2 protein-coding genes are annotated in these 875 nt (G+C 68.5%); both read left to right on the top strand.

From position 1 onward, the window contains the following. On the top strand, nucleotides 1-678 hold a 678-nt coding region (locus J7E68_RS08610), incomplete at its 5' end, for an aminoacyl--tRNA ligase-related protein (protein WP_311416745.1). Beyond that, nucleotides 675-875 (top strand): HAD hydrolase family protein (locus J7E68_RS19690; RefSeq protein WP_311416743.1); only part of this gene is annotated, 201 nt, incomplete at its 3' end. The genes J7E68_RS08610 and J7E68_RS19690, both read left to right, overlap by 4 nt.

The following is an 875-nucleotide window of genomic DNA, read 5'->3' as shown; positions in this document are numbered from 1 at the left end:
GGTACGGGGTTCCTCGGCGAGCACGCCGACGAGGTCTATCACCTCGACAAGGACGACGACCTCTACCTCGTCGGCACCAGCGAGGTCGCTCTCGCCGGGTACCACAAGGACGAGATCATCGACCTCGGAAAGGGCGCGCTGCGGTACGCCGGCTGGTCGACGTGCTACCGACGTGAGGCAGGATCCCACGGCAAGGACACCCGCGGCATCATCCGCGTGCACCAGTTCAACAAGCTCGAGATGTTCGTCTACACGAACCCGGAAGACGCCGAAGCAGAGCACCTCCGGCTCGTCGCGCTGCAGGAGGAGATGCTGACCTCGCTCGGCCTCGCCTACCGGGTGATCGACGTCGCCGCGGGCGACCTCGGGTCGAGTGCCGCCCGAAAGTACGACATCGAGGCATGGGTGCCGACGCAGGGCGCGTTCCGCGAGCTCACCTCGACATCGAACTGCACCACCTATCAGGCCCGTCGGCTCGACATCCGGCATCGTCCGGAGGCCGAGGAGGGGCAGACGGCCAAGACGCGGCACGTCGCGACCCTGAACGGAACGCTCGCGACCACGCGCTGGATCGTCGCGCTGCTCGAGACGCATCAGCAGGCGGACGGCTCGGTGCGGGTTCCCGAGGTGCTGCGCCCGTACCTGGGCGGACTCGAGATCCTGGAGCCCGAGGCGTGAGCGCGCCGTGGCTGGTCGGGCTCGACGTCGACGGCACGATCCTGCTGCAGGACGAGTCGATGAGCCCGGGAGTCCCTGAAGCAGTGGCGCGGCTGCGCGATGCCGGACACGAGGTGACCATCGCCACCGGGCGCAGCTGGATGGCGACGCAGCGCTACGTCGAGGCGCTCGAGCTGACGCCGCAGTTCGTCGTGTGC

Source organism: Microbacterium sp. ISL-103 (assembly GCF_018613995.1).
Taxonomy (GTDB): Bacteria; Actinomycetota; Actinomycetes; order Actinomycetales; family Microbacteriaceae; genus Microbacterium.
The sequence above is the reverse complement of the archived record's forward strand: the minus strand, read 5'-3'. Positions and strand labels throughout refer to the sequence as shown.